The following is a 26,625-nucleotide window of genomic DNA, read 5'->3' on the forward strand; positions in this document are numbered from 1 at the left end:
CGGCAATTATGAAACAGATGATTAAAGGAGAGCGCGCGATCTCAACAGCTTGACTAACCTGTGTTAGATGACAGAGGTTAAGATTCTGTCTTCTTCCCGTCCTCGATCCGGTAGGACAGCCAACGCAGCGCCATCCCCATGATCGACGTCAGCATCCCCGCCGCCAGGCACAGCGCCAGCGTCGGGTCCTTCTGCGCGCTTTTCCATGAAACGATGCCCAGCAGGACCACGCTGAGCGTCGAAATCGCATATCCGGCGGCTTTTATCGCTGCACTTTTGATCATTTCGCTTCGTTGAATGTTTCTAATTGTTGCTGGTTCCGAACGACCAGCGGCAATGGACGAGAGAAACATCATGGATCGCATCTTTACCGCCATCGCCACGCGGATCGCCTCCGCCGCGGGCCAACCATTCAGCTTTGCGCTGGCGCTGGGGCTCATCCTTGTCTGGGGCCTCAGCGGGCCGGTATTCCACTATTCCGACACTTGGCAGCTCGTCATCAACACCGGGACGACGATCATCACCTTCCTCATGGTCTTCCTGATCCAGAACAGCCAGAACCGCGACGCCGCGGCGATGCAGGCAAAGCTGGACGAAGTGATCCGCGCCCTTGATGCAGCGCGCGAACAGTTCATCGGCATCGAACATCGCAGCGCGAACGAGGTGGAGGAAATCCGCGCCGCGCTGGAAAAGGAGGTTGGCTGCGACGATGGCAAGGCCGGGACCGCCGACGACAGCGTCGAACATGTGCTGCAGCGGACCTGAGCCCGCTGCGCCTTATCCGAACTGCTTGATCAGCGAGGGCGTGGTGCTGTCCGCCCCAACCTCCGCCACAATCGCATAGGCCGCGCGCGCCACGACCTCGGCCTGGCTGAGCGCAGCGGGCATGGCGCTGCTGGCGGTCTGTTCCGCAGCGGCGCTGGCGGCAGTCTCCACCGCCGCGCTACGGGAAAAGAAACCCGCGTCGGACAGCAGCCCGTCGAGCGAATGGGACGGAGCCGACACTTGCCCGATATCGGTCCGGGCCGGGGGCGAATAGACTAAAGCCGCCTCTGGCGCTGCCGTCATAGGGGGTGGAGCGCTCGTCGTTGTGCCGCTGGTCCCGCTGGTCTCACTCGACGGCGCAGGGGTAGGCGCAGGGCTGGGCGCCGCCGGTTCGGTGGTTGCCGCAGGCGTGGTGGTTGTGGTGGTGCTGGTGGAATTTTTGGCGTTCCAGTTGGACCAGGCATTGCCGTTGCTGTTGATGCTGACCACGTAAATCTCCGACCGTCCCCGCGGCCGGGCTAGCGCGGCGCATCTTCCAGGCCGTGAAAGGACAGAGTCAGCGCGCCGTTAAGCATGGGCCCGGCGGCTCACGCCCCCAGCCACCACAGCACCCCGATCAGCGACAGCGAAGCGAGCGTCGTCGTCAGCATCACCGCCCAAGCGCTCAGCTCCATCGCCCACCGGCCCGCCTTGCCCGCCAGCACGAAACTGGACGCGCCGCAGGGCATCGCTGCCATCAATATCGCGACCTTGGCCCAGAGCGGCGGGATTGGCGGCAGCATCCACAGGATCGCGGCGGTGATCACCGGCTGGGCCAGCAGCTTCAACGCCACCACCCGTCCGATCGGCCCGGGCGTCGCGGTGCGCCGGGGCAGGGCGATGAAGATGCCGATCGCCGTCAGCGCGCAGGGCGCGGTCGCCTGCGCCAATGTCGCCATCAACACGTCGGCCGGGCCGGTCAGCGGCAGGCCCAGCACCGACCAGATACAGCCTGCGACCGACAGCAGGATCAGCGGACTGCGAACGGTCGATCGCGCCGCCAGCTTCAGGCCGGTGGCCAGACCATGGCCCTGCGCTGCCGTCACCTCGCTCATCACCAGCCCGACGGTGAAGACGATCGACGAATAGATCAGCATCGTCACGGACACCGGCGCCACCGCCTCCGGCCCCCAGGCGAGCGTCGCGACCGGCAGGCCGATGAAGCCGGTGTTACTGAAGCAGGCGCACAAAGCCGCGATGTTCGCATTCGATCCCGACCGCCCGAACCAGCGCGCCACGGCGAAGGCGAGGCCATAAGTGACCAGCGCGCCCAGTATGACGGCGGCGAACATGCCCGGCACGGCCAGGTTGCGCGGGTCCATATGCGCGATCGAACGGAAGGTCAGAACCGGCAGCGTGATCGCGATGACGAAGCGGTTGAGCACCTCGAACGCGCGGTCGCCCAATATGTCGTAGCGCCCGCAAATATAGCCGATCAGGATCAACCCGAAGACCGGCATCAGCGCGCCGAAGATCATCACCGCCATGAAAGTTCGCGTCCCTCAGCATGGCTGCCCTCACGCCGCCACGGTGCGCCCCTATGGCAAGTTTGGCGCAAACGGAAAGAGCTTTATGTGCAATTGCGCATGCGCCGACGGCAATCCGCCCTGCGCCGGTTCAGCGCCCGAACTGCGCCGCGCTCGTCTCGAAACTGCGCCGCGCCGCCTCCTCCAGTGGGAGCTGGCGGAAATCGTCGGACAAAATCTCGACGCCATAGGGGCCGTCATAGCCCGCCTCGCCCATCGCGCGGATGAAGCCCGGCACATCGAACTCGCCCTCACCGCACAGCTTGCGATGACACATCGTATCTTCGGTGATGCTGTCCTGCATCGCCATCATGGCGTCGCACAGTTCGGCCGCGATGATGAAGCGGGCAGGGACCTGCGTGACATCCGCCACCGCGCCGCCCGATCGCACGACATGCCATATGTCGATCAGCAGCCCGCCATTGGGCGCGTCCGCCGCCGCCACCATGTCCAGCGCGGCGTCCAGATTGGGCAGCGTGGAAAAGGGCAGCATTTCCAGCCCGACCATCAAGCCATGCCCCGCCGCCTCGTCGCACAGGGCGGCGAATTCGGCGGCCAGATCCGCGCCTTGCGGATCATCAGTGCGGAAGGGCGGGATCACCTTCACATGCCGCGCCTCCAACGCGTCGGCGGCGCGGAACATTTCAGCCCGCGCCCTGTCCGACCGCGCCCGCCGATCGCCCGTGGCGAACCAGTCGTTCAGGAACTCCAGCTCGACCAGCTGCTGCCCAGCATCGGCCAGATGCCGCCTCAACGCCGCATAATCGCGACCGCTATCCTGCCAGGCGACCAGGTCGCGCCACCAGAAGCCCGTTCCGGCATAGCCTGCCCGCGCCGCTGCCTCGATCCGGTCTTCCAGCGGAAAGCGGCCGAGATTGTCGCGCCGGTCGGCGCGCACGTCGCCGGCCGTCGTCCAGCAGGTCGCGATCAGCTGCGGCGCGCTCATCCGGCCGCTCCGGTCAGTCCATCCGCGGCGGTTCGATGCCCGCATTGCGGCACGCATAGTCGAGCAGCGCCGAATAATCCTTCGTCGCATAATCGCCCGCCCGCGCGCCGCCGAACACGGCATGAGCAGCCGCGCCCATGGGCAGGCCGACGCGGTTTTCCGCCGCCGCGTTCATGGCCAGGCTCAGGTCCTTGAAGGCGAGGTCGATGGTGAAGCCCGGCTCCACATCGCCCTTCAGCACCTTGTTCACCATCAGCACATGGAACTGGCCGTTGCGCGCGGTGGTGTTGCCGGTCACATCATGGATGGTCTGAATGTCGAGGCCGAGCTTCGTGCCCAGCGCGATCGATTCCGCCACGATCTGCGCGGTGGACAGCAGCATGAAATTGTTGATCACCTTCATGCGGCTCCCCATGCCGGGCTTGCCGCAGCGGAAGATGTCGGTGCCCATCGCCTTCAGCGCCGGTTCGACGCGCGCGAAATCGGCGTCTTCGGCACCCACCATGAACAGCGACTCTCCGCGCTCTGCGTGCAGCGCAAGGCGGCCGATCGGTGCATCCACGAAGGAAATGCCCTTGGCGCGGCAGGCTTCCGCCACCCGATCGGTGCCCTTGGCGTCGATGGTGGAAAGGTCCATCAGCAACGCGCCGGCGTCGATATTGGCCAGCACGCCATCCTCGCCCAGCACTACCGCCTCGACATGCTGCGTCGCGGGCAGCACGGTGATGACGATGTCCTGGCCCCGGCTCGCCTCGGCGACATTCGCGGCCTTCTTCGCGCCCAGCTCGGCGACCTTGCTCATCTTCGCATCGTCAATGTCATAGACGGTGACGGCAAAGCCCTTGCGCTGCAGGTTCGATGACATGGGCAGGCCCATCGCGCCCAGGCCGATGAAGCCGATCTTCGTGGTCATTCTAACTTCCTCTCAAATCTTGGGCCGGGCGGTCCCGGCACGATGAACCAGTAGCTACATCCGTCACCCCGGACTTGATCCGGGGTCTCTCTTCTTTTTACGGCGCGGTGGAGGCAGCGGGACCCCGAATCAAGTCCGGGGTGACGAGGAACTGTGCCGTCGGCACCTTCCCCGCGCCCCCCGCGCCTCTGCGCGCAAAATCAATGCAGCTTTTCCGCGATAACCCCCGCCTCCACAAGCGCCGCGATCTGTCCTTCCGACAAACCCAGCACGTCGGTCAGCACATCGCGCGTATCTTCGCCCGAACGCGGCGGCGCACGGCGATAATCCGCCGGAGTTTTGGAAAACTTGCCCGGATAGCCCAGCACCTTGACCGGCGTGCCGTCCGACCGGACCATGTCCTTGATGACGCCGCGCGCCGCGATATGCTCGTCGGCCAATATGTCGGGGATTTCGTTGACGCGCCCGCCGGGCAGCTTGGCCGCCTCCATCGCTGCGATCAGATCGTCCGACTTCCACTTCGCGATTGCGGGCCGCATTTCGTCCTGCAACGCCTTGCGGTTGGGCGAACGGTGGCCATTGTCGATGAAGCGCGGATCGTCGGGCAGGTCGGGACGGCCGATCAGTTCGCAAAAGCTGCGGAACTGGCGGTCATTGCCCAGCGCCACCAATATGTCCCCGTCGGAACAGGAGAAATCCTGATAGGGCACGGTATTGGGATGCTCATTGCCCAAACGCCGGGGGATCATGCCGCCGTTCAGATAGTTGGATGCCTGGTTGGCGAGCAGCGACACCTGCGTATCCAGCAGGGACATGTCGATATGCTGGCCTTCCCCGGTGCGGTCGCGATGGGCGAGCGCGGCGAGGATGGAGATGGCCGAATAAAGGCCCGTCACCAGATCGCTGATCGGAATACCGACCTTCATAGGCCCGCCGCCCGGCTCGTCGTCGGGACGGCCGGTGATCGACATGAGGCCGCTCATCCCCTGGATCAGGAAGTCGTATCCGCCGCGATCCTTGTAGGGGCCATCCTGCCCGAAGCCGGTGATCGAACAATAGATCAGCTTCGGGTTGACCGCCGACAGCGACGCATAGTCCAGCCCATATTTGTTGAGCCCGCCGACGCGGAAATTCTCCACGACGATGTCGCAATCCACCGCGATCTGCCGGATCAGTTCCGCGCCGCGCGGGTCGGCCAGGTTGATCGCGACCGACTGCTTGTTGCGGTTGGCGCACAGATAATAGGCCGCGTCCTTCGACCCGTCCTGCAGGAAGGGCGGCCCCCAGCGGCGGGTATCGTCGCCCTGGCCGGGCTGTTCGATCTTGATGACCTCCGCGCCCAGGTCGCCCAATATCTGCGTCGTCCACGGCCCCGCCAGCACGCGGGACAGATCGAGGACCTTGATCCCGGCCAGCGGGCCGGTCGGCGTCTGCTTGTCGCTCACTTGTTCTTGAACTCCGGCGCGCGCTTGCCCAGGAAAGCGGCGATCGCTTCATGATGGTCTTCGGTAAAATGGGCGAGCGACTGATAGCCTGCCGCCATTTCCAGCAGCGTCGTCAGTTTCATGTCCGCCCCTTCGCGCATCAGCCGCTTGGCCATGCGCGTGGAATGGCCCGGATTGGCGGCGATCTTGCCCGCCAGTTCCAGCGCCCGGTCCATCAGCTTGTCGGCGGGCAGCACTTCGGCCACCAACCCATATTCCAGCGCGGTCTTCGCATCGATCGCATCGCCGGTCAGCGTCATGATGCTGGCGCGCTGCGGCCCGATCAGGCGCGGCAGCAGCCATCCGCCGCCGCCGCCCGGAATGATGCCCAGCTTCACATAGCTTTCCGCGACCACGGCCGTGTCGGCCATCAGGCGGATGTCGCACATGCAGCTGATGTCGAGGCCCAGGCCGATCGCCGGGCCGTTGATCGCGGCGATGATCGGCACTTCCAGTTCGTGGATCGCCGGGCCGATCATCTGCACGCTGGTGCGATAGGCGTTGCGGATTTCATAGGGCGTGCCGCCAAACATGCCGCTGCGTTCGGCCATATATTTGACGTTGCCGCCCGCGCTGAATGCCTTGCCGTTGCCGGTCAGGACGATCGCCCGCACCGATGTGTCGCGCACCATCTGGCGGCAGAAATCGACGATTTCCTCGCTATGGGCGACTTCGGTGATGGTGTTGCGCTCATCGGGGCGGTTGAAACGGGCGATGACGACGGGGCCGTCGCGCTCGACGAGAAGGAACGGATCCAAGCGGGACTCTCCCAGGGCAGTATAAAAGACGCGGCACGCTAGGCGCGGACCTTCGCTCAAGCTAATATTGATTTTCGAAGATCCGATATATGGAAGCTATCATGGAACTGCGTCAGCTCCGCTACTTCGTCATGCTCGCCGAAACCGGCAATTTCCACCGTGCGGCGGAACGGCTGCACATGTCGCAGCCCCCGCTGACCGTCGCCATCCGCAAGCTGGAGGAGGAATTGGGCGCGGCGCTGTTCGCCCGTAGCGCGCGCGGGGTGACGCTGACGGCGGCGGGCCGGGCCTCGCTGGAAATGGCGCGGGCGACGCTGGCCCAGGCCGACCGCTTCCGCGAAGCCGCGCGCGAAGGGGCGGCGGGGGAGAGGGGGCGGCTGCGCGTGGGCTTCGTCGGTTCGGCGACCTTCGAACTGCTCCCGCGCCTCATCGCCGAATATCGCCGCCGCTACCCTGCGGTCGAACTGGTGCTGGAGGAAGCGACCAGCGCGGAAATCGCGCGAAAGCTCGCTGCTGCGGAATTGGACGTTGGCCTCGTGCGCCTGCCGCTGTTGCAGATCGCGGCGGTGGATACGCAGGTGATCGACCCCGATGAACTGCATGCCGCGCTTCCTGAGGGCAGTCCCTTCGCCGACGCCGACAGCGTTGAACTGAGCGATCTGGCCGAGCAGCCCTTCATCCTGCAAAGCCGCATCAGCGTCCTTCATTCGATCACGCTCACGGCATGTCAAAAGGCCGGCTTCATGCCGATCGTCGCGCAGGAGGCCGCGCAGCTCAGCGCCGTCCTAGCGCTCGTCCGCTCCGGGCTCGGCGTGGCGCTTGTCCCCTCCCGCGCCGCAGGATCGGTGCCGCAGGGCGTGCGCCTTGTCCGTCTCGCCAGTCGCGTCCCTGTCCTCACCGGCGTCGCTCTGCCCCGCGACACGCCCAGTCCGCTCGCGCGAAACTTCGCTGCCATTGCGTCTGATAGCCCTTGAGTATCGAAATGGCCTAATTCGATATTGGACTATCCATTCTCAAAACGCGATTTACTCGCCACTTCCTTCTTGGTTTCACGAGGCCGGCTTGTTCGAAACACTCACCCTTTCCGCCCTGCCGCCCGAGGATGAGGCGATCCGCCCCGCCCTGCGCGCGCTGATCGCCGAAGCCATCGCCGAACTGCCGGTACACCGCCGCGCCCGTTCCTGGCAGGGTTTCGACGCCTCTTTCAGCCGCAAGCTCGGCCAGGCCGGTTATCTCGGCCTCTCCCTGCCCAAGGAATATGGCGGCATGGGCCGCGGCCCCTTCACCCGCTTCGTCGTGGTCGAAGAACTGCTCTCCGCTGGCGCTCCGGTCGCCGCCCACTGGATCGCCGACCGCCAGAGCGGCCCGCTGATCTTGCATTATGGCACCGAAGAGCAGCGCAATTTCTACCTGCCCCGCATCTCGAAGGGCGAAGCGCTCTTCTGCATCGGCATGAGCGAACCCGGCTCCGGTTCCGACCTCGCCAGCGTCCGCACCCGCGCAGAGCAGCAGGCGGACGGCAGCTGGCTGCTGAACGGCCAGAAGATCTGGACCACCAACGCGATGCACGGCGATTACATGATCGCCTTGGTCCGCACCTCGGGCACCAGCGCCGACCGGCAGCAGGGCCTCTCTCAGCTGATCGTGCCGCTGAAGGCGCCCGGCGTCACCATCCGCCCGATCGTGGATCTGACCGGCGACGCGCATTTTGCCGAAGTCTTCTTCGAAGATGTCCGCCTGGCCCCCGACGCGCTGATCGGTTCGGAAGGGCAGGGGTGGAAACAGGTCACCGCCGAACTCGCCTTTGAACGCAGCGGGCCGGAACGCATCTACTCCTCCGTCGTGCTGATCGACGCTTGGGTCCGTCACCTGGAAGCGGTTGGGCGGAAGGACAGCGCCACGCTGCGCCTCGTCGGATCGCTGATGGCGCAGCAGGCGGTGTTGCGCGAAATGTCGCTCGCCGTCACCGCCCGCCTCGTCGCGGGCGAGAGCCCGGTCGTCGAAGCGTCGCTGATGAAGGACCTCGGCACCAGTTTCGAACAGGCGGTGCCGCAGCTGATCGGCGATGACCTGGCCGCCAATCCGGATGAGCCGGTCGATCCCGAACTCTACCGCACCTTGCTGTATGTGACCTATGCCGCGCCCAGCTTCTCGCTGCGCGGCGGCACGCGTGAAATCCTGCGCGGCATCATCGCCCGCGGCCTTGGCCTGCGCTGAAGGGAGCCATTCCATGGACATGTCCGAACTGATCGATCCCTTCGCTCGCCTGATCGAAGATATCTGCACCCCCGCCGCGATCCGCGAGATCGAGCAGGGCGGCGACACCGCCGCGATGTGGAGCGCTTTCCTCGAATCCGGCTTCCTCGATGCCTTGGTCGCTGAGGAATCGGGGGGCGCTGGCCTGTCGCTCAGCGACGCCGCCCCGCTGATCGCCCTGCTCGGCCGCCATGCCGTGCCGCTGCCTGTCGGGGACACGATGGTCGCCCGGGCGCTGCTCGCAGCTGCTGGCGTCGAAGCACCCGAAGGGCCGATTGCCATCGCAACGGGGGCGGGGCCCGCGCCCTTCGCGGCCGTGGTTTCGCATATCCTGTCCGGCACGCCGGACGCGCCCGTAGTGACTGCCGCCAGCGTCGAGCCGACCGGCGTGCCGCATGACGGCGGCGCTTATGTGAGCGGGATTGACGGCAAGGCCCTGCGCCCGATCGCTGCCGTGCTGCGCGCCCTGCTGATCTCCGGCGCGGCGGAGCGCGTGTTGGAAATGACCGTCTCCTACGCCAATGAACGCGTCCAGTTCGGCAAGCCGATCGGCAAGCAGCAGGCGGTGCAGCAACAGCTGTCCGTCCTGGCGGAACAAGCCGTCGCCGCCCGTATCGCCGCCGCTATCGGCGCTCGTGCGGGCGTGCAGCCCAAGCTCGCCGACGCGGCCATCGCCAAACATGGCGCGAGCCTTGCCGCAGGGCAGGTCGCCGCAATTGCGCATGCCGTTCATGGCGCGATCGGCATCAGCGAGGAATACGACCTGCAACTGCTGACGCGCCGTCTGCACGGCTGGCGTCTAGCGGACGGGTCGGAAGGCTATTGGGCGGGAGTCCTGGGCGACTTGCGCATGGCCGAACCTGCCAAACCGACCGCTGACTTCATCCGGGGCGCCTGATCGGCAATCTTCCGAGGCTAGGGGTTGTCGCGCGTCGGTCTTGAGCGCTAAGAGGCGCAGCCAGCAGCCCTGGCTGCGCCCGGGGCAGATGATCCGTGCGGCGCAGCGCCTGAGGTAAAGGACCATATCCCATGACCAATTCGACGCCCTATCTCATCATCGACGGTCAGGAGCGCAAGCAGGGCTCGCTCGGCACGATTCCGCTGGTCAATCCATCGACCGAAGAAGTGATCGCGAACATCCCGAGCTGCGGGGCGGAAGAAGCGCTTGAGGCTGCCCGCCTTTCGGTGGAAGGCTTCGCCCAATGGTCCGCTATTGCGCCATTCGACCGCAGCAAGATCATGCGCCGCGCCGCCGACCAGATGCGTGCGGAGGTCGAGGAAGCGGCCGCTGAGATCACGCGCGAATGCGGCAAGCCGCTGGTGCAGGCGCGGGGCGAATGGATGGCTTCGGCCGATCTCCTCGACTGGTTCGCCGAAGAGGGACGCCGCGCCTATGGCCGCCTGATCCCCACTCGCGCGAGCGACATGCGCTGGGCCGTGCATCGCCGCCCGGTTGGCCCGGTCGCGGCCTTCACCCCCTGGAATTTCCCTGCCTGGACAGTGATGCAGAAGGTCGCCCCGGCACTGGCCGCGGGCTGCTCGGTCGTGCTGAAGCCGGCTGAAGAGACGCCCAGTTCCGGCTACCGCATCGGACGCGCGCTACTGGCCGCCGGGCTGCCGCCGCGCGCCTTGAGCGTCATCTGGGGCGATGCGCCCGCCATTTCCGCCGCTTTGTGCGCTGCGCCCGAAATCCACAAGGTGACGCTGACCGGCTCGACCCGCGTAGGCCGCATCCTGGCGAGCGCAGCCGGGCAGCACCTCAAGAAGGTGACGATGGAACTGGGCGGCCATAATCCCGTGATCATTGCCCGCGATGTTGACCTGAACACCGTTGTCCCGCTCGCGGCCGAATTCAAGTTCCGCAACGGCGGCCAGGTATGCGTGTCGCCGACCCGCTTCCTGGTCGAAAAGCCGCTCTATGCCGATTTCGTGGCGGGCGTTGCCGAAGCCGCAAGCAAGCTGCGCGTCGGCGACGGGATGGATGCCGACACGCAAATGGGTCCGCTCGCCACCGCAGGGCAGCTTTCGAAGATCGAGGCGTTGGCCGCCGACGCCGTTCAGCGCGGCGCGAAGCTAGAAACGGGCGGGTCGCGGATCGGCAATCGCGGCTATTTCTTCCAGCCCACCGTTCTGTCCGGCATGACGCCTGAAATGGACGCAATGAACGAGGAGCCTTTCGGCCCGCTGATGCTGGTGATGCCGGTCGATGACATAGACGCCGCGCTCACCGAAGCCAATCGCCTGCCCTATGGCCTGGCGTCCTATGCCTTCACCAACAGCCTGAGCACGGAACGCAAGATCTCCGAACGGATCAATGCGGGCATGCTGGGCCTCAACCATTATGCGATGGCGATGCCCGAAACGCCCTTCGGTGGCGTGGGTGACAGCGGCATGGGCTCCGAAGGCGGCATCGAAGGCATGGATGCCTATCTGCGGCCCTTCCTGGTGACCGCGAAGATCGCCTGAATTTCCGGCGATCGTCTGAACTAGCTATCATCAGCGGTCCTCCGGCACCTGACCCAGGTGGCGGAGGACAAGCTATCTAATCGCCCGCCCCGCCGTGGGCGGCGTCTCTCGATGCATCGTCAGCCCTTCCCAGCTCACTCCTGCATGGGAGTGCGGCCCTTTCCGCGTGCGTCCGAGCGACTTGAACATTCAGCTTGACCGGGAAACTGCCTAGTTTACCAACAACCCTAAGAATAATGAGAAGGAGAGGACGTCGTGAGCGATTCTCAAGGCGCGGCTGTAGGCGGAAATGAAGCGCTGCCGGCCACAATGCCGCTGGCCCGCGTGCATGGCGCGGGGGACATGCGTGTTGATGAGGTCCAGGTGCCAGCCATTGGCCCGCACGATGTGCTGGTGCGGGTCGGTGCAACGGGCGTTTGCGGCAGCGATCTGGGCTACATCGCGGCGGGCAATATGGGCGGCGCGCCGCTCACCGAGCCGTTGCCGCTGGGACATGAATTTGCAGGAACCGTCGAGCAGGTGGGAAGCGAGGTCCGCGACATAGCGCCGGGCCAGCGCTGCGCCGTCAATCCCGACACAGGATTGATCGGCAGCGGGGGACCCGGAGCCTTTGCTCCCTTCATCCTGATAAAGGACGCGCGCATAGGTTCTGAAATTTGCCCGATCCCGGACAATTTGCCGCTGGAGAAAGCGGCTTTGGCGGAGCCATTGTCAGTGGCCATGCACGGCTTGAACATCGGCCACGTCCGGCCAGGGGACAAGGTTGCGGTGTTGGGAGCGGGGCCGATCGGGCTATGCACCGTCATCTGCCTTCGTCACCGCGGCGTAAGCGACATCCTGATCGCAGACCTCTGCGATGCGCGGCTGGAAAGGGCGCGACAGCTTGGCGCGGTGGTCACCGTGAACCCGTCGCGCGAGGCCCTGAGCGATGCTGTCGGCAAAGCGCATGGAACAGGTGAACGCTACGGACTGCCTTTCGTGGGAAGCGATGTCATCATCGACGCAGCGGGATCGCAGCAGGCTTTGAGCGAACTGCTTGAACTGGCGAAATATCAGGCGCGCGTGGTCATCGTCGCGCTGCACAAGAAACCGATGCCCATCAATCTATGGAAGCTGATGGCCAATGAAGTCAGTATTTCCGGATCGGTTGCAGACAGCCGGGCGGAGGAGTTTAACGAGTGCGTCAAAATGCTCGCTGACGGGGTGGTGAATGTCGATCCGCTGATCAGCCATCGCATGGATTTCAGCCAGCTGGATGAAGCGTTCCGCACCGCTGCCGACGCCGACGTGTCGGCCAAGGTCATCGTCACTTTTTCGTAAAGAGCGTGAGGCGCAGCATAACCGCGTCCCGCTGGAGAGGGTTGGAAAATGAGTGAAGTTGAGCTGCGCGAGCCGCAGGAAATCCGCATCGATGACATGGCTGACCCGGTGATTACCCCGGCGATCCGTGCCGCCCGCAACGGCCCGCCAAACGAGCCTGACCGGATGACCGTAGATGAAGTGCTCGCCCGTGCGGTCGCCGAAGCCGACGGCCTGGATGATTTCGGCGAGGACCAAAGTTTTCGCGAGCGCATGGCGGTGACGCTGCAGGCTTGGGAGGAAGACGAAGGCCTTGCCCGTGGGGGGCGGATCACGCTGCTGAACCATCTGGTGCGCGTGATGGTCAACCGCCTGCGCATTGAGGATCTGGTCAAGCGGCACCCGGAGATATTGGAGATTAAGATCGACCGGCCGCTGTTCATCGCCGGCCTGCCGCGTTCTGGCACCACGCATCTCGTCAACTGGCTCGCCCGCGACGAGCGGCTGCGATCGCTGACTCTGTGGGAGTCGGAGGAGCCGGTTCAGTTGCGCGAACTGGCACCCGGCGAGGTCGATCCCCGCGAGCTTCGCAGCGCGGAGATTTGGGGCGCGTTTGAAGCGATGCTGCCGCACATGGCCGCCATGCACGGCATGGACGCGGCTTCGATCCATGAGGATAATGAACTGCTCTACATGGATCTCAATTGCTACAGTTGGGAGTTTCAGTCCCGGATTCCCCGGTGGACCGACTATTATTTCGCGCATGATCGCACAGCCAGCTACGCCTATGAAAAGAAGGTGCTGCAGGTCCTGACCTGGCACCGCGGACCCAACCGCTGGCTGCTGAAATCACCACAGCACATGGAAAATCTGGCGGCGATCAAGACGGTGTTCCCCGACGCCACCATGGTCATCACCCATCGCGATCCGATCGCGGTCCTGCGGTCGTTGACCACGATGCTGGGCTATAGCGACCGTATCCGCCGCGATCCAGTGGACCCGCCCGCGCTCGCCCGCCTTTGGCTCGACCGTATCGAAAGGCTGCTGCGCGCCTGCGTCGATCAGCGCGGCGCATGGGGTCCGGATCAATCGGCCGACATCCTGTTCCACGAATATATGTCCGATCAGGAACGCGTTATGCGGCAGGTCTATGATCTGGCTGGGCTGGAACTGACACCGGACGTCGAGGCGCAGCTGCTCGGCTATCTCGACGAAAACCCCCGCAATAAACATGGCAAGGTGATCTATGATCTGGAAGGCGTCTTCGGGCTGAACGAAGCGGCCGCCCGCGAACGCTTCGCCTTCTATTATGAGCGCTTCCCTGTGCGGCATGAGGACTGAGATGACGGCCGATAGCAATTCTGCCGTTGCTCCAGTCGGCCGTGCCGACCAGACGCTCGCGAAAAAGCGCCGCCTGCTGCAGATAGCGCGTGAGGAGTTCATCCGGCAGGGCTATCGCGCCGTCACCATGGACGCGATCGCCCAGGCGGCGGGCGTGTCCAAGCGCACGCTCTATCTGTGGCATGAGGATAAGGCGGCGCTGTTTCGCGCTTGCCTGAACGCGGGGGTGGAGCGCTTTCCGCTGCCGCAGTTTAGCGATGCCGCCGCGCCAGAGGCCGACCTTCGCGCCTTTGGCACGGAACTGTTACGGGAATTCATCCGGCCATCGACCGTCGGAATGGCCCGGCTGCTGATGCGGGAGGCGCATGAATTTGCTGAGTTCGGACCGCTGATCCGGCGTAGCAGGGACGATTATCTGGCCGAGCCGCTCGCTGATTATCTGGAGCGGGCGGGCGTGGCGCGCACGGACAGCGGACGCGCGGCCATGCTCCTGTTGTCGATGATTTTGGCGCCGGTGCACAACGCGCTATTGATCGACGATGCGCTGCCCGATGAGCAGGAATGCAAGCTGCATGTCGATCTGGCGGTACGCACCTTTCTGCGTGGAGAGAGGAAGATTCCCGCGCAGCGGCGGCGGCTTGACCGGCACAACCGCTGTTGCTATTAAAAGTGAGTGTTTACTTACTTAGTTGTTTTTTGAGTCGGAGAGGAAGAAAATGGCTGAACATGCTGAGGGCGCGGTGATTGCAAGGGATTGGCACGACCGTAGCCTGCCGCTCGCCGACACCGAAGAATTGCGCAACGCCCTGGAAGAAGCGAACATCCAGACGTTGCTGATGGTCTATGTGCATCTTACCCATGATGCAGTGATGCTGGATATTTTCAGCAACTATATCAAACCGCCCTTCGCTGTGCCCGGCACCGAAATTCCGGCCGAATATCTGCAGGAGTTGCGCTCAAAACTGCTGCATGTTCTGACCACTCCGGGTGCCGCGCGAGAGGATGATCCATCCGACGCGCTGATACAGCGGATGATGAGCGTCGGCGTCGGCGAAGAAGTGGCCGATGAATTTCTGCCGCTGCTGTTTGACCAGATCGGCTTGAAGCTGCCCAAGCCCCGCAAGGAAATCGAAGGGCGCCCTGCGCCGAAGTCCGATTTCAAGGTGCTGGTGATAGGCGCGGGCATGACCGGCCTTGCCGCTTCGCTCAAGCTGGAGGAAGCCGGCTACGAGCATATCGTGATCGAAAAGAACCCGGAAGTTGGCGGCACCTGGTACGAAAATCGCTATCCGGGCGTCGGCGTCGACACGCCGAGCCACTTCTATTCCTATTCCTTCGAAATCACGCCGGAATGGACGCACTACCATCCCAAGGGCGTGGACATGCAGAAATATCTGCTGCACGTCGCCGATAAATATGAACTGCGCCGCAACATTCGCTTCAACACCGAAGTTGTCGCCCTGCGCTATGATGATGCAGAGGCTGTCTGGAACGTAACGGTCCGTGGCAAGGATGGCAGTGAGGAAGTGATCCGCGCGAACGCCGTGATCAATGCTCATGGTCCGGTCAACCGTTGGAAATGGCCCGACATCCCTGGCCGCGAGGATTTCCAGGGCAAGATCATGCACACGGCTAATTGGGACCCGGCCACACGGCTTGAAGGCAAGCGCGTCGGCATCATCGGCACGGGCGCAAGCGCCGCGCAGCTGATCGGCGCGATCGCCGATCAGGTCAGCGAACTGACCGTGTTCCAGCGCACCCGCTACTGGACGATCTACAATCCCGAGATCAATCATGAAGTGTCGCCGGGCATGAAGTTCGCCTTGCGCTATATCCCGCACTTCCGTGAATGGTTCCGTTTCCGCGTTTACTGGTTCGCGGCCGACGGCCTCTATGCGAACGTCGTGAAGGACCCGGAATGGCCAGTGGACAGTCCGTCGGTCTCCGCCATGAACGAAGGCGCGCGGCAGTGGGCGCTCGCCCATCTTGAGGCGAAGTTCCACGACCGCCCCGATCTCAAGGAAAAGATGACGCCGGACTTCCCGATCTTTTCCAAGCGCATCATTCTGGACGCGGGCTGGCTCGACGCGCTCAAGCAGCCCAACGTCACGCTGGAGCAGGGCGGCATCGAATGCTTCACCCCCAAGGGCATCCGCCTGAAGGACGGGACGGAGTATGAATTCGACATCATCATCTGCGCCACCGGCTTCGACGTCGCCAACATGATGGGCAAGCTGGAAATCCACGGCAAGGGCGGTCGGTCGCTGCGCGATGAATGGGGCAAGGACGATCCGCGCTCCTATCTGGGCGTGACCGTGCCGGGCTATCCGAACTACTTCATGACGGTGGGCCCGAACAGCGCGCCGAACCATGCGGCGGGCCAGAACCTGATCTCCGAAGCGCAGGTGAACTACATCATCGAATGCCTCGATTGGATCAACGCCAGCGGCGCGCGCGCCGTGGAGCCAAAGCAGGAAGCGTTCGAGACCTGGAACCGCCAGGTCGATGAACAGATGAAGAATATGATTTGGACCCACCCGCGGGCGAACAGCTACTACAACAACTCGAAGGGCCGCGTCTTCCTGTCTTGGCCGTGGCGTCTTGTGGACCTGTGGAACCAGACCCGCGGGCCTGTGAAGGAAAATTTCGAACTGCATTGAGCAGCTTCGATGGATCGATAACAGGTGAGAGCCGGTCCGGAAGGGCCGGCTCTCACTGTTTAAGAGGCATCATTTGCGGGTTTGTATCAACTCGACGTCCGCTCGCTTCGGGCGCAGTCGAGAAGTCTCGCAAATAGCGCGCCACGACTTCACTCAGCACAAAAGGCGGAGGTGAACGTGCGTGAGCGGGCCGATGCTCAGCCGGAAACCGTGTATCCCCCGTCCACCGCCAGCGTCTGACCTGTGATCCACGCCGCGCCGGGGCTCGACAGAAAGAGAATGGCGTTGGCGATGTCCTCGGGTTCGCCGGGCCGTCCCAAGGGAGTGCGCGCCAGCGTGGGCGCCATCCAATCTTCCTGCGCGAAGGTGCCTTCGGTCATGCGGCTGCGCGTCAGCCCGGCGGCGACGGCGTTGACGCGGATGCCCCGTTCGCCCCATTTCACCGCCAGGGTGCGGGTCAGGCCGACAAGGCCGGTCTTGGCCGCGCCATAACCGGGCACGATCGGTATGCCGAAATAGCTGCTCATCGACGCGATGCCGATGATGCTCGGCCCTCCCGCGATACGGCTTTGTGCGAGAAGGTCGGCGCTGCGTCGGGCCATGCGGAATGCGCCGATCAATAGCATGTTGACGGCCCGCGCGAACACATCCGGCTCATATTCGTCGAGGCCCAGGCTTGGCAGCGCCATCCCGGCATTGTTCACGAGTATGTCGAGCTTCGGAACGCTGGCCGCCACCGCATCGATGCTCTCGCCATCCTCTACGTCCATCCGCAGATAGCGATAGTCCGACAGATCAGCGTCATAATCGGCAGCATCACCGCGCGTGCCGGTGATGGTCACATCCGCGCCTGCTTCGCTATAGGCCGCCGCCGTCGCCGCGCCGATGCCGCTGGTGCCGCCGGTCACAAGCACATGCGCCCCGGAAAAATCATAGGATGGGTTCGTCATCATATAGCCTCCACTTCCACCCAGCGGCCTTCCGCCGCGGACAGGCGCGCGGCGTCCAGCACTGCCTGCCCCGCCGCGGCGTCACGGAAATCGCCCGCCGGGTCGGGCAGGGGCGGTGCCCGGCCTTCGATCTTGGCCTTCATCTGGGCGAACAGCTTGGCATAGGGCGCGACATCGAAGCCCTGGGTGTGCCAGCGGTCCATTTCCGTCTGGATTAGCTCCTCGATGGCGAACGGTTCGGGCACAGGGTTCACAAGTTCGGCCGGCATCGGAATCTGCCGCTCGCCGTCAGCATCTTTGATCCAGACTTCCTCCGGGTCGCCAAAGGCGCTGCCGGACTGGATCCAGGCCGCGCCTTTCGTCCCCGCCACCTTGGTGGCCATGACGAACGGGCCGGGAAAGCTCATCGCCGCCTCGATCACGCCGAGGCAACCGCGTTGGGTGCGGAACTGGACGTTGTAATAATCATCCGAGGTCATCGCGGGGCGCGTGGTGGTCAGCTTGCGCAGGATCGCGTTGACCGCGACGATCTCCCCGAGAGTGGAGCGGACCTGATCGATCATATGTGTGCCGAACGCGCCCAGGAAGCCGCCGCCTTGCGCGGCATCGGTCCACCAGTCGGCGAGCGGTTCTTCCTCTCCGCTTCCCGGCTGCTGATAAATGCGGCTGAACATCAGCGGATCGCCGATCAGGCCGTCCTGCACCACCCGGCGCAGCAATGCCTGCGCGCTGTCGAACCGGAACTCTGCGCCCAGCGCGTGGACGATCCCGGCCTTTTCGGCCGCGGCCAGCATTTCGCGTGCCTGGGCCAAGTCGCGCGCAAAGGGTTTTTCGCACATGACATGGCGGCCTGCTGCGATCGCCTGCATGACGGGCGTATAGTGGGCGTGCGGCGGCGTGGCTACGGTGACGAGCTGGATGGCGGGGTCGTCGGCCAGCACCTGCTCCAGATTATTCGATGCAAGCGGGATATTGAGCGGAGCCGCGCGCTGTGCGGTGCGCTCCCGGTCACGTCCGACGATGGCGCGCACCTCGAAACCAGCGTCGCGCAGTGCGCGAACATGCGTGAACAGGCCAAAGCCTGTGCCTACGACGACTGCGCCGATGGGCGCTTCCTTGCCGGTCATTTTGTCTCTCTAGCCTTTCTGATGATGTCGCGGGCGGCTGGCGCCCATGAAGCGATGGCCTGCGCCATCGGCATTCCGCTTACGTCCTTGGAGAAGACCTCGACGGAGAAGGGGGCTGTGCTACCGATCTGATCCAGCGTGCGGATGAAGCGCGTCAGGTCAAAGCTTCCCTCGCCAGGAACCAGCCGGCCGGTCATTGTTTCGTGCAGCAGGTCAGCGTCCGGCTCTGCAGGGGCATCATTGATCTGCACTGTATGAATGCGCGATCCTGGTATCTTCTCCAACAGGTCGAAGCTCGACCCGCTGCGGAAGAAGTGCCAGCTATCGACCGTCAGCCCGCCGTTCGGCCGTCCCGCCGCCTGCACGATCGTCCATGCGCTCGCCAGATCAGGGATGCCGCCAAAGGGCAGGAATTCAATATGTGCTTTAAGACCATGGGGCGCCGCTAGATCGCACAGATGCGCGAAGGCTTCGGCCGCCTCATCCAGAGACGGGGAAACCCCCATCATCTCCACGGCCGTAACCGATGGCGCGCCGATCCGCGCAGCGGTTTCCACCACGCGCTCGGCTGTCAGCGACTGGAGCAATCCGGCCAAAGGTGTGCCGTCCCCCACGCGGCGATGGCTGGGCAACCAGCAAGCGGTGCAATCGATCTCCATCACCGTCAGGCCATGATCGGCGATCCGCGCCGCGATCTCGGACGCCTTCATCCCCGCTTCTTCCAGCGACCAGACGTCGACCGGCATCAACGATATGCCCGCAAAGCCCGCCTCACGCGCAGGGGCGAGCCGTTCCAACAGCGGCACATGTACGAAGGGCGGGCCGGACAGAACGAGCGGCAGATCGTCTGTCACGCCGCCTCCAGCCGGAAATTCAACTCCAGAATGATCCCGTTCCGCTCTTCGACGAACAATTGGCAGAGGTTGGCGGGCGGATAATCCTTTCGCACCACGAAAAGCCCAGCGCCGTCCAGCCGCGCGAGCATGGTGGGCAGGTCATCGCATTCCAGCGCGACATGATGCACCGCTCCGCTGCCCCGCGCGGGGGTGAAAGGCAGCGCATCGTCGCTGGGGTAAGCGGCGTCGACTGGACCGATATGCACGATCGCGCGCCCGTCCGGATCGTGGATCCAGCAGCCTTGATCGATGGAAGGTGAGCCAGGCGCAGCCTCCGCCCGCAGGCCCAGGACATCGCGGAAAAAGGCCGCCGTGCCGGGTACATCGGCTGTGCGGATATTCACATGGTCAAGACTTTTCACGGCCATGGGGTCAGTCCACGAACTGGCCGGTGGCGGTCGCAGCCTCCGGCTTGAGTGCCGTCAGTCCTTCAACCTCCAACTGCGCCAGAGGCAGGCGCCACAGGTTAACCGCCGCGGTGCTTTCGGTTCGCACCAGCCGCAGACCCCAGATGCCTTTTTCATGCGCGTAGGAATTCACCCAATTGCCGCCCAGGCCCGGATCATGCTCGGCGATGATGATGCGCACGCGTCCGTCCGGCTCGGCGGCGAAGCGGTAATTATTCACCCATCCATTGCCGTCTTCGAACGTGTCGAGATTTTCCTGCCAGATGTTGCAGATCTGGAAGTTCCAATATTCGCAGTTGGGCGGCACAAATTCCAGCACCAGCGCTTCGTCCAGCCGCTTTTCCCACCCGCCAAAGGCAACATGGCGGTCAGGCACGCCGCCGTTCGACAGATATTGAGCGCGGCTGTAGTCCAATCGGTTGAGCTTCGCGGCGAAATTGCCCTGCGTGCCGTTCCACCAGTTGCGGACCAGTTCGGCATAGCCCAGAACATTCTGGGCTGCCCAAGCCAGGTTGTTGGCCATCAGCGCGGGCGTGACCGGCTCCGGCGCTGCGCCGTCCAGCCGCTCGATGCGCATATCAGGCGCGATTTCCTTTTCGCGGTCGCTCCAGACCAGGCGGATGAGGATGCAATTCGTGTCAGGCTGCAGCTTCAGCCAGTTCTTGCCTTCGCCCGGATCCTTTTGCGACAGGATGATCTCGAACGTCCCATCGTCTTCGATGTGAAGCTGCTGACTCCCCAGAAAGCCGGTGGTCTTGAGGTTGGCAGGGTCGAATTGCTTGAGGCCATCGACCCCCAGCGGCGCCCAGTCGCGCGCACCCGCATCCTCCGGCGCGGGCGCTGTCAGCAGCGCTAAAACGAAATAAGGAATCGTGCCGCGTTTGCCGATGATGCGATAATCGCGCGCCTCGTCGAACTGGCACATCAGATGGTCCTGATCGACCGTCTGCACGTTGATCGACTGCCGCCACACCATGTCGCGCAGCCGAGGCCGGGTCGGTTCGGCATTTTCGATCAGCCGCTCGAAACCTGACCGGGCGAGGCGAGTGAGGAAACGATACCATTCCGCTCGGTCCAGGTCGGAAGGATCGTCGCCGAAACGGTCGATCATCCGACCCGCGACCTTCAGGACGTCGCAGAAATCGTCCCAGGATTGCCCCGAAAGCAGCCTCTGCGCCGCACGCGCCTCGGCCTCATTCATGTCCCTTGCTTCTCTGAGCGCGTCAGCCATCGCGGCGCATCCTCTTCCTATTTTGATGCGGGGAAGGTGCCATCGCTCAGGCCCGGGTGCCAGCCTTTCTTCTGTCGATCCCGTGCCATTATCCTTCCTGTGTGACGCAAAAGGCGTCCGCACGTCGGTGAACGCCTCGCATCCCGATCGCCATCGCCGCCTCTTCATAGAGCCGGCGTCCGCACCGGCTGCCGAGCAGTCGCGGCGAAACGTGCCGCGAAGCCGACGAGGAGAAGAAAAAAGGTCGTTTCGGTTGTGCAAAATACAACATAATCAATGTGTTAGACTCACGTCGCAGTGGAACGCGTCGCGGGTAGCGCTCTGAGCATGGAAGGAGAAAGCCTAAAGCCAATTAGCCTGCCACAGAAAACAACAGGGGTTGCATCATGACAAAATCATCGATCTCGCGCTCGCTTGCGGGCGCTCTGTTCGTCTGCTTCTTTCTGGTTTGTGTCAGCGCTTGGGGCTTGACCTCGAACGCCAGCTTTTCTGATCCCGATAAACCCACCTCGCCGCCGGCAACATCAACTGCTGTTGCCGAGTTCGGCACGTCGGATTTCCTGCGCTCCGCAATAGAATCCGCATCCATTCAGCAGTTCGCCAGTTCCGACGCTGCTGTTGCTTCATCCCCCTCGTCGGAAGGCTCAGGCGACTTCGCCAATTTCGATTTCGCAGGCGGCACCCGCTATCCGGATCAGGCCACCGCGTCCGTTGGTCCCGCCACCTACCGGCCTGCCGCCACGGTAGCTTATGTCCCGATCTCCCTGGACCGCCCGACGCCGAATACCGTCATCGCCAGGGTCATGACAGAAGATGGCACGGGATTGGTGCGCGGCGTCGCGGGCGTGAACTACCAGCCCATCTATAAATCCGTCATCTTTCGGCCGGGCGATCCGCTCACCAAGACCGTTGAAGTGCCGATCATCCTCGGGGTGCCTCAGGCCGACTTCATCGTCAGGTTCGTAGAGGCGCCTTGGGGCGGGAAGATGGGCACCGATCGCGCCTATGTGCAGTGCGATTTTCAGAAGGAGCCCACGCCTGCGCAGACAGCGGGCCGGGAGCCGCGAAGCTTCACGCCGAGCGGAACGCTTCAATGGCGGATGAGCCGGGATACGCTGAAATGGTCCGATGCAGGTCATGACAAAGCTTGGTCGACCAAGCTGCCGAACGGCAGGGCGCAGCCCGGCAATCAGGAAACCGGAATTTATCTCGACGGCTGGTTGTATCGTGACGCGGGGATAGAGGCCCCCCTGCGTTACACTGACGAAGGGCTCGTCATGCACAGCCAGAAGCTGAAACAGCCGCTGGAGTGGGATGGCGTGGCCTATAATTATGGATCCGTCGTCCTCAGCGGTCATAACACCAAGCCTGTCCAGATCGGCTATGGTCAATATGAGTTCACCGCCAAAATGCCTGACCGGCGCGGTTCCTGGCCCGCCTTCTGGCTGATTTCGACAGCTGGTTGGCCGCCGGAGATAGATATTTACGAAGGCTTCGGTTTCGAAAGCTGGTGGGATTTCGATCGTTACACCGCCAACACCTTGCATGGAGGTGCCAACATCACGCGCACTTTTCAGCAAGGGATATTCATGAACACCGAAGAGGTTTACGGCATCGGCGGGTTCACCAAGGGCTTCCACAGCTTTGCTGTCGATATCCAGCCCGATTACATAACCTGGTTCATCGACGGCAAGGAAACCTACCAGGCGGTCAATCCCTTCGCGGGCTTTCGCTGGTATCCGATCATGGATGTGGCAGTGAAAACAACCGGCGATTATGCCGACGGGTCGGGCGACATGATCGTCAAGGATATCAAGATCTATTCCAATTGAAGCGACGGGGTGGGCCCGCCCACCCCTTCACCCGTCAACGATCCTTGCGCGCTCGCAGCCCGTGCAGAAACAGGAATGCGCACTCTCTCGCGTAAACATCCCGGTCTTCTTCCGCGGGCGCAGTCATGGCAGTGAAGAACCGCACGGCAAAGGTCGCCAGCGTGTAGAAGATGCGGGTAGCAGACTGGCTCGGCCGGGGTAGGCCAAGCGTTTCCAATTGACTTTCCAGCGCCGTCCCCAGGCAACGCACTCGCCCTTCATAAAAGAGCCGGGCGAGATCGGGGATGAAATCAGCTTCCACGACGAGCAGCCGGTGCATTCGGATGCTGGCCGTTTCCAGATGCCGGTCCAGCGCCTCTCGGGCTAGGGCGACGAGCGCAGCCTCAGGGTCGCTACTGGCAGCGACTGACTCGAACGGCTTCCGGCTTGCTTCGTAAATGTCGCGCTGGATGATGTAGCGCAGCAGATTTTCCTTGTTACCGAACTGGCGGTATATGGTTGCCTTGCTGACCTGCACCGCTGCCGCGATCCTGTCGATGCTGGCACGCCGATAGCCATGTTCCAGAAATTCGGATGTGGCCGCATCCAACAGCGCGAACAGCTTTTCTGCGGAAAGCCGCAATGCGGTAACGCCTTCCCGAACTGGCGGCTCGATCAACGGAAATGGGGCCTGTTCCCCGCCGCCGTCTTCCACGCTGCGGTAGCCGTCCAGAAACAGGTGCACAGCCTTGTCGACAATCTGTCGTTGCGCAGCCTTGCCAGGCAGTTGCATGCCCAGAAAATAGCGCGCGCCCTCCACCGCAGTGCCGCCGAAACGAATGGCCATGGCGAGCGGGTCGCAGGCGATGATCGTGCCGTCATCGATCAGCTTCTGGAGATAGCGGGCGAGGGGCTCGGAAGAGGCCAGGCGCTTTTCGTGCAATTCCGCCGCCAGTTCCGGAACATGGTTGGCCGCTGCGATATTGGCCCGGAACAGGCCGAAATTCACCGGCTCGGCAAAGCCTTCGAAAAGGCGCATCGCATAGCGTGTCAGCGTGTCTTCCGCATTCGCGTCACTATCGATGGTGGTGAGGTTGAGCCATGCGCCACTCAATTTGCTCCGGACGGCAGCTTCGAACAGGGCGAGCTTGCTGGGGTAAAGCTCATATATGCTCTGCTTGCTCATATGCGCGACGGCGGCAATCCTGTCGACGCTCGCTCGCTCGAAGCCCTCGGCTAGAAAGACTTCGCCCGCCGCATTCAGGATTTGCGCCCTGCTGTCACGCTCGGTGGGGATGGGTAGAGAGGTAATTTCGACCATGCAAATTCATCTTAGTGGCCGTATGAGGCGAGACGTCAACGGGCAAAGCCGAAAAGTGCATGCAATGCCTGCGGCATGAAGGCCGCAGGCATTGGAACAGGTCCGCTCAGGGCGCCGTACCGGCGGCCCCCGGCTTTCCCACCACTATATCAACCTTCTTGATCTGCCCGGGGAAGCGACCGCCTGCAACATAATCGGATGTTACCGGCGTGTCGGCGTCGAAGCCGATATCGAGCGTGTCGCTCATTTCCGGCAGCTTCGAGATGGTCCGCGCGACCCGCCCCTGTGCGACCATGTTGCCATTGGCGCTGATGATCATCTCGCCCCCGGCATTCGCGCCGCCATCATAGCGGAAGTCGAACACCAACCGGTTCTGCCCAGCCGCGAGCGGTTGCGCCGCAGCGACCTGCGATTGGTCGCCCGGCAGTTGTGATGCCGCGATCAGGGCCACCGGACGGCCGTCCTTCAGATAGAAGCTCCATCCGCCAAACTTGCCGCCGAGCGCGACCAGCACCCCGGTCGCAGGCTCCTTCGGCATGTCGATGTCCGCAGTGATGCGGAAACTCCGCGCTAATAGCGGAGCGGCGCTGACGGACGGAATGCTGATACCAGCACCCCAATAGCTGTAGGTCGAACGATGCGGCCGTTGGCTCTCCGCCGCCTGGAAGCGGGCCAGCGTCATCCGGTCGTCAAGCGGCAGAACCTGGTTCTGCTCCGCTTCCTTCCGAAAGAGCGCCTGCATCTCCTTCAACCTCGCAGACTGCGTTCCCGCCAGATCATGCGCCTGCGAGAAGTCCTTCCGCAGATCGTACAATTCCCACTTATATTGGCTCGGCAGGACAGAGCCGTCGCCGCGCTTCCATGGCAGATTGATCGGCGTGGTGCTGGCCAGCCAGCCCTGATGATAGATGGCATGGTTGCCCATCATCTCGAAATATTGCGTCTCGTGCCGCTCAGGGGCTTTGGGGGCATCGAAGCTGTAGGCGAAACTGACCCCATCGATCCGCTGCTGCGCGACGCCATTGACGCTGTCTGGAGCCTTCAGGCCAGCCGCTTCCAATATGGTCGGCATCACATCGGTCACATGGGTGAATTGCGACCGGATGCCGCGCGCCTTGATATGATCGGGCCAGGATACGACCAATCCATTGCGCGTACCGCCCAGGTGAGAGGCATATTGCTTGAACCAGGGGAAGGGCGCGTTCGTCGCCCAGGCCCAGCCATAGCCCCAATTGCCTACCGCGTCGGGGCCACCGATCTTGTCGAGATTGGCCAGTAGCAGCCTGTCATCCTCCTGCATCGCATTGGCGAAGGCGGACATGGGGTTGGAGCTGCCATTTGCTCCCCCTTCGGCGGCGGAACCATTGTCGCCTTCGATGAACATCACCAGCGTATTACCGCTCTCGCCCATGCGGTCGAGTTCGTCGAGGACCCGGCCGATCTGCGCATCCTGATAGGCGAGCATCGCCGCATAGACTTCCATGAACCGCGCATTGATCCGGCGCTGGTCCGGAGTGAGTTCGCTCCACGCCATCAGGCCTTCAGGCCGGGCCGTATCCTTGGTGTTGGCGGGAATGATGCCGAGCCGCTTCTGGCGGCCAACTGTGTCAGCGCGCACCGCATCCCATCCCTTGTCGAACTGGCCCTTGAACTTCGCAATCCAGTCCGCCGGGGCCTGGAGCGGGGCGTGCGCCGACCCGGTTGCATAATAGAGGAAGAACGGCTTGTCCGGCGCTGATGCCTTCTGATTATGGATCCACTGGATCGCCTCGTCGGCCAGAGCTTTGTCGAGCACTCCTTCCTTCAGCGTGGGTATGGAGCTGGTGTCACGATAAAGCGCAGGCGTGAACTGATTGGTCTCGGCCGACATGAACCCGTAGAAATGTTCGAAGCCAAGGCCCGTCGGCCACATGTCGAACGGTCCCGCAGGCGAGACATCAGCTTCCGGCGCATTATGGTGCTTGCCCACCATCGCCGTATTATAGCCATTCTGACGCAGCACCTCCGCCACCGTCGCGGCGCTCTTCGGCAATATGTTGGTATAGCCGGGGAAGCCCGTCGACAGATTGGCGACGATGCCATTGCCAACCGCATGATGATTGCGCCCGGTCAGCAGCGACGCGCGCGTCGGCGAACACATGGCCGTGGTGTGGAACCGGTTATACACCAAGCCACGCGCCGCCAGCCGATCCAGATTGGGCGTCGGAATCGGTCCCCCAAAGGTGGACGCCGCGCCAAAACCCACATCGTCGGTCAGGATCAACAGCACATTGGGCGCTCCTGCGGGAGCGGTAACAGGCTTGGGAAAGGCGGGTGTTGAATCGGCATAAGTCTGACCGATCTTACCGGCAAACGGGGCTGCCGGGGCCGGCAAAACCGTTTGCGCGGCAAGCGGGGACGCGCTCGCGAGCAGAGCTGCGGCAAGCATT

At 63.3% G+C, this 26,625-nt stretch carries 25 protein-coding genes; 11 read left to right on the plus strand and 14 right to left on the minus strand.

Features of this window, described 5'->3' with window-relative positions; genetic code table 11:
• Positions 1-77: 77 nt before the first annotated feature.
• Entirely contained in the window at positions 78-356 is a 279-nt protein-coding gene (locus ACZ5Y5_RS18220) for a hypothetical protein (RefSeq protein WP_464810830.1), read from the minus strand.
• Between ACZ5Y5_RS18220 and ACZ5Y5_RS18225 the strand changes: the two genes are divergently transcribed.
• Positions 355-765: a low affinity iron permease family protein gene (locus ACZ5Y5_RS18225; RefSeq protein WP_464810831.1), complete on the plus strand. Its 411-nt coding sequence runs from the start codon at positions 355-357 to the stop codon at positions 763-765. The two genes, ACZ5Y5_RS18220 and ACZ5Y5_RS18225, sit on opposite strands and share 2 nt — an antisense overlap.
• Positions 766-777: 12 nt before the next feature.
• Here ACZ5Y5_RS18225 and ACZ5Y5_RS18230 read toward each other — a convergent pair whose 3' ends face one another.
• Positions 778-1,068 (minus strand): hypothetical protein, encoded by a 291-nt coding sequence (locus ACZ5Y5_RS18230; RefSeq protein WP_464810832.1) that lies wholly within the window; start codon positions 1,066-1,068, stop codon positions 778-780.
• 22 nt (positions 1,069-1,090) lie between these two features.
• Between ACZ5Y5_RS18230 and ACZ5Y5_RS18235 the strand changes: the two genes are divergently transcribed.
• The gene (locus ACZ5Y5_RS18235) at positions 1,091-1,258 is read left to right on the plus strand and encodes a hypothetical protein (RefSeq protein WP_464810833.1); all 168 of its coding nucleotides are present in this window, start codon (positions 1,091-1,093) and stop codon (positions 1,256-1,258) included.
• Positions 1,259-1,352: 94 nt separating this feature from the next.
• Here the strand turns inward: ACZ5Y5_RS18235 and ACZ5Y5_RS18240 are convergent, their stop codons facing one another.
• From ACZ5Y5_RS18240 to ACZ5Y5_RS18260, 5 genes are all read right to left on the minus strand, one after another.
• Positions 1,353-2,291, minus strand: a complete 939-nt coding sequence (locus ACZ5Y5_RS18240; protein WP_464810834.1) for an AEC family transporter — start codon at positions 2,289-2,291, stop codon at positions 1,353-1,355.
• Positions 2,292-2,421: 130 nt separating this feature from the next.
• The gene (locus ACZ5Y5_RS18245; RefSeq protein ID WP_464810835.1) at positions 2,422-3,276 is read right to left on the minus strand and encodes a sugar phosphate isomerase/epimerase family protein; all 855 of its coding nucleotides are present in this window, start codon (positions 3,274-3,276) and stop codon (positions 2,422-2,424) included.
• Between the two features lie 13 nt (positions 3,277-3,289).
• Complete coding sequence (locus ACZ5Y5_RS18250) at positions 3,290-4,189, minus strand: NAD(P)-dependent oxidoreductase (RefSeq protein WP_464810836.1); 900 nt, start codon at positions 4,187-4,189, stop codon at positions 3,290-3,292.
• Positions 4,190-4,389: 200 nt separating this feature from the next.
• The gene (locus ACZ5Y5_RS18255) at positions 4,390-5,634 is read right to left on the minus strand and encodes a CaiB/BaiF CoA transferase family protein (protein ID WP_464810837.1); all 1,245 of its coding nucleotides are present in this window, start codon (positions 5,632-5,634) and stop codon (positions 4,390-4,392) included.
• The gene (locus tag ACZ5Y5_RS18260) at positions 5,631-6,431 is read right to left on the minus strand and encodes a crotonase/enoyl-CoA hydratase family protein (protein ID WP_464810838.1); all 801 of its coding nucleotides are present in this window, start codon (positions 6,429-6,431) and stop codon (positions 5,631-5,633) included. The genes ACZ5Y5_RS18255 and ACZ5Y5_RS18260 overlap by 4 nt, the downstream gene beginning before the upstream one ends.
• A gap of 101 nt (positions 6,432-6,532) precedes the next feature.
• Here ACZ5Y5_RS18260 and ACZ5Y5_RS18265 point away from each other — a divergent pair, with 101 nt between their 5' ends.
• The 8 genes from ACZ5Y5_RS18265 (at position 6,533) to ACZ5Y5_RS18300 (ending at position 16,453) form a co-directional block, all read left to right on the plus strand.
• Positions 6,533-7,405 (plus strand): LysR family transcriptional regulator, encoded by an 873-nt coding sequence (locus tag ACZ5Y5_RS18265; RefSeq protein WP_464810839.1) that lies wholly within the window; start codon positions 6,533-6,535, stop codon positions 7,403-7,405.
• A gap of 88 nt (positions 7,406-7,493) precedes the next feature.
• Positions 7,494-8,648 carry an acyl-CoA dehydrogenase family protein gene (locus ACZ5Y5_RS18270; RefSeq protein WP_464810840.1) on the plus strand — a complete coding sequence of 385 codons (1,155 nt, stop codon included), beginning with the start codon at positions 7,494-7,496 and terminating at the stop codon, positions 8,646-8,648.
• A gap of 13 nt (positions 8,649-8,661) precedes the next feature.
• Positions 8,662-9,585 (plus strand): acyl-CoA dehydrogenase family protein, encoded by a 924-nt coding sequence (locus ACZ5Y5_RS18275; protein WP_464810841.1) that lies wholly within the window; start codon positions 8,662-8,664, stop codon positions 9,583-9,585.
• Between the two features lie 131 nt (positions 9,586-9,716).
• A complete protein-coding gene (locus ACZ5Y5_RS18280; RefSeq protein ID WP_464810842.1) occupies positions 9,717-11,153 on the plus strand; it encodes an NAD-dependent succinate-semialdehyde dehydrogenase in 1,437 nt (478 codons plus the stop codon).
• Between the two features lie 255 nt (positions 11,154-11,408).
• Positions 11,409-12,473 (plus strand): zinc-dependent alcohol dehydrogenase, encoded by a 1,065-nt coding sequence (locus ACZ5Y5_RS18285; protein ID WP_464810843.1) that lies wholly within the window; start codon positions 11,409-11,411, stop codon positions 12,471-12,473.
• Between the two features lie 48 nt (positions 12,474-12,521).
• Positions 12,522-13,793, plus strand: coding sequence for a sulfotransferase family protein (locus tag ACZ5Y5_RS18290; RefSeq protein ID WP_464810844.1), 1,272 nt, complete (start codon positions 12,522-12,524; stop codon positions 13,791-13,793).
• A gap of 1 nt (position 13,794) precedes the next feature.
• Positions 13,795-14,460 (plus strand): TetR/AcrR family transcriptional regulator, encoded by a 666-nt coding sequence (locus ACZ5Y5_RS18295; RefSeq protein WP_464810845.1) that lies wholly within the window; start codon positions 13,795-13,797, stop codon positions 14,458-14,460.
• Positions 14,461-14,509: 49 nt separating this feature from the next.
• A complete protein-coding gene (locus ACZ5Y5_RS18300; protein ID WP_464810846.1) occupies positions 14,510-16,453 on the plus strand; it encodes a flavin-containing monooxygenase in 1,944 nt (647 codons plus the stop codon).
• A 197-nt stretch (positions 16,454-16,650) separates the two neighbouring features.
• Here ACZ5Y5_RS18300 and ACZ5Y5_RS18305 read toward each other — a convergent pair whose 3' ends face one another.
• From ACZ5Y5_RS18305 to ACZ5Y5_RS18325, 5 genes are read right to left on the minus strand one after another with little or no spacing between them, the layout of a single operon-like run.
• Complete coding sequence (locus tag ACZ5Y5_RS18305) at positions 16,651-17,403, minus strand: SDR family NAD(P)-dependent oxidoreductase (RefSeq protein ID WP_464810847.1); 753 nt, start codon at positions 17,401-17,403, stop codon at positions 16,651-16,653.
• On the minus strand, positions 17,403-18,530 hold the full coding sequence (locus ACZ5Y5_RS18310) for a Gfo/Idh/MocA family protein (RefSeq protein ID WP_464810848.1): 1,128 nt from the start codon (positions 18,528-18,530) through the stop codon (positions 17,403-17,405). Before ACZ5Y5_RS18310 ends, ACZ5Y5_RS18305 begins: the two co-directional genes overlap by 1 nt.
• Complete coding sequence (locus ACZ5Y5_RS18315; RefSeq protein ID WP_464810849.1) at positions 18,527-19,384, minus strand: sugar phosphate isomerase/epimerase family protein; 858 nt, start codon at positions 19,382-19,384, stop codon at positions 18,527-18,529. The genes ACZ5Y5_RS18310 and ACZ5Y5_RS18315 overlap by 4 nt, the downstream gene beginning before the upstream one ends.
• Positions 19,381-19,794 (minus strand): VOC family protein, encoded by a 414-nt coding sequence (locus ACZ5Y5_RS18320; protein WP_464810850.1) that lies wholly within the window; start codon positions 19,792-19,794, stop codon positions 19,381-19,383. The genes ACZ5Y5_RS18315 and ACZ5Y5_RS18320 overlap by 4 nt, the downstream gene beginning before the upstream one ends.
• 4 nt (positions 19,795-19,798) lie before the next feature.
• Positions 19,799-21,064 (minus strand): DUF1214 domain-containing protein, encoded by a 1,266-nt coding sequence (locus tag ACZ5Y5_RS18325; RefSeq protein ID WP_464810851.1) that lies wholly within the window; start codon positions 21,062-21,064, stop codon positions 19,799-19,801.
• 386 nt (positions 21,065-21,450) lie between these two features.
• On the opposite strand from ACZ5Y5_RS18325, the gene ACZ5Y5_RS18330 reads away from it, so the two are divergent.
• A complete protein-coding gene (locus ACZ5Y5_RS18330) occupies positions 21,451-22,896 on the plus strand; it encodes a family 16 glycosylhydrolase (protein ID WP_464810852.1) in 1,446 nt (481 codons plus the stop codon).
• Positions 22,897-22,930: 34 nt separating this feature from the next.
• Here the strand turns inward: ACZ5Y5_RS18330 and ACZ5Y5_RS18335 are convergent, their stop codons facing one another.
• Positions 22,931-24,196: a TetR/AcrR family transcriptional regulator gene (locus ACZ5Y5_RS18335; protein ID WP_464810853.1), complete on the minus strand. Its 1,266-nt coding sequence runs from the start codon at positions 24,194-24,196 to the stop codon at positions 22,931-22,933.
• Positions 24,197-24,302: 106 nt separating this feature from the next.
• Positions 24,303-26,624, minus strand: a complete 2,322-nt coding sequence (locus tag ACZ5Y5_RS18340) for an arylsulfatase (RefSeq protein WP_464810854.1) — start codon at positions 26,622-26,624, stop codon at positions 24,303-24,305.
• Position 26,625: the final 1 nt, after the last annotated feature.

The sequence above is a fragment of the Sphingobium sp. TomTYG65 genome (genome assembly GCF_055395525.1).

Excerpts from the sequence above, each read along its gene's own strand:
- ACZ5Y5_RS18225 (WP_464810831.1), top strand. The coding sequence starts at position 355 with ATGGATCGCATCTTTACCGCCATCGCCACGCGGATCGCCTCCGCCGCG.
- ACZ5Y5_RS18220 (WP_464810830.1), bottom strand. The coding sequence starts at position 356 with ATGATGTTTCTCTCGTCCATTGCCGCTGGTCGTTCGGAACCAGCAACA.
- ACZ5Y5_RS18230 (WP_464810832.1), bottom strand. The coding sequence starts at position 1,068 with ATGACGGCAGCGCCAGAGGCGGCTTTAGTCTATTCGCCCCCGGCCCGG.
- ACZ5Y5_RS18240 (WP_464810834.1), bottom strand. The coding sequence starts at position 2,291 with ATGGCGGTGATGATCTTCGGCGCGCTGATGCCGGTCTTCGGGTTGATC.
- ACZ5Y5_RS18245 (WP_464810835.1), bottom strand. The coding sequence starts at position 3,276 with ATGAGCGCGCCGCAGCTGATCGCGACCTGCTGGACGACGGCCGGCGAC.
- ACZ5Y5_RS18250 (WP_464810836.1), bottom strand. The coding sequence starts at position 4,189 with ATGACCACGAAGATCGGCTTCATCGGCCTGGGCGCGATGGGCCTGCCC.
- ACZ5Y5_RS18265 (WP_464810839.1), top strand. The coding sequence starts at position 6,533 with ATGGAACTGCGTCAGCTCCGCTACTTCGTCATGCTCGCCGAAACCGGC.
- ACZ5Y5_RS18275 (WP_464810841.1), top strand. The coding sequence starts at position 8,662 with ATGGACATGTCCGAACTGATCGATCCCTTCGCTCGCCTGATCGAAGAT.
- ACZ5Y5_RS18280 (WP_464810842.1), top strand. The coding sequence starts at position 9,717 with ATGACCAATTCGACGCCCTATCTCATCATCGACGGTCAGGAGCGCAAG.
- ACZ5Y5_RS18290 (WP_464810844.1), top strand. The coding sequence starts at position 12,522 with ATGAGTGAAGTTGAGCTGCGCGAGCCGCAGGAAATCCGCATCGATGAC.
- ACZ5Y5_RS18295 (WP_464810845.1), top strand. The coding sequence starts at position 13,795 with ATGACGGCCGATAGCAATTCTGCCGTTGCTCCAGTCGGCCGTGCCGAC.
- ACZ5Y5_RS18300 (WP_464810846.1), top strand. The coding sequence starts at position 14,510 with ATGGCTGAACATGCTGAGGGCGCGGTGATTGCAAGGGATTGGCACGAC.
- ACZ5Y5_RS18305 (WP_464810847.1), bottom strand. The coding sequence starts at position 17,403 with ATGACGAACCCATCCTATGATTTTTCCGGGGCGCATGTGCTTGTGACC.
- ACZ5Y5_RS18310 (WP_464810848.1), bottom strand. The coding sequence starts at position 18,530 with ATGACCGGCAAGGAAGCGCCCATCGGCGCAGTCGTCGTAGGCACAGGC.
- ACZ5Y5_RS18320 (WP_464810850.1), bottom strand. The coding sequence starts at position 19,794 with ATGGCCGTGAAAAGTCTTGACCATGTGAATATCCGCACAGCCGATGTA.
- ACZ5Y5_RS18325 (WP_464810851.1), bottom strand. The coding sequence starts at position 21,064 with ATGGCTGACGCGCTCAGAGAAGCAAGGGACATGAATGAGGCCGAGGCG.
- ACZ5Y5_RS18330 (WP_464810852.1), top strand. The coding sequence starts at position 21,451 with ATGACAAAATCATCGATCTCGCGCTCGCTTGCGGGCGCTCTGTTCGTC.
- ACZ5Y5_RS18335 (WP_464810853.1), bottom strand. The coding sequence starts at position 24,196 with ATGGTCGAAATTACCTCTCTACCCATCCCCACCGAGCGTGACAGCAGG.
- ACZ5Y5_RS18340 (WP_464810854.1), bottom strand. The coding sequence starts at position 26,624 with ATGCTTGCCGCAGCTCTGCTCGCGAGCGCGTCCCCGCTTGCCGCGCAA.